A 692-nucleotide genomic window follows, 5' to 3' on the forward strand; every position below is an offset into this window, starting at 1 on the left:
CCTTGAGACCATCCACACACGCGATCAGGATGTCTTCCAGGCCGCGGTTCTTCAGCTCGGTCAGGACCGACAGCCAGAACTTTGCCCCTTCGGTCTCGGCCAGCCACAGGCCCAACAGCTCCTTGTGCCCCTCCATATTGATGCCCAGTGCCAGATAGAGCGACTTGTTGATCACCCGCTGGTTCGCGCGGATCTTCAGCACAATGCAGTCCAGATAGACGATGGGATAGAGCGGATCCAGCGGCCGGTTTTGCCATTCGTGGACCTGCTCGATGACACGTTCGGTCACCTTCGATACCAGCCCCGCCGAGATGTCGGCGTCATACATCTCTTTGAACGCGTCCACGATATCCCGCGTGCTCAAGCCCTTGGCGTAGAGGGCGAGGATCTGGTCGTCCATCTGGGTCAGGCGTGACTGGCCCTTGCGGACAAACTGAGGCTCGAAGGAGGCGTTACGGTCACGAGGCGCCTGGATGGTGACCTCTCCATGCTGGCCTTTTAGGCGCTTGGTGGAATAGCCATTGCGATTGTTGCCGGTCCCGCGGCCTTGTGGGGCGTGTTTCTAGTAGCCCAGATGCTCGTCCATCTCGGCATTAAGCGCGGTCTCGACGGTGAGCTTGATCAGCTGTTGGGTGAGGGTGCCGAGATCTTTTTCAGACTTGATGTCTTTTGCCAGCTCAGCGGCGAGTGCT

The 692-nt window shown here is 59.0% G+C and carries 1 pseudogene; it reads right to left on the reverse strand.

The features are described from left to right. Positions 1–692 (reverse strand): annotated as a pseudogene (locus GWQ22_RS21930) (IS256-like element ISAs3 family transposase); the annotation flags it as partial.

The sequence above is a fragment of the Aeromonas sp. 1HA1 genome (assembly GCF_029237385.1).
GTDB classification, from domain to species: Bacteria; Pseudomonadota; Gammaproteobacteria; order Enterobacterales; family Aeromonadaceae; genus Aeromonas; species Aeromonas popoffii.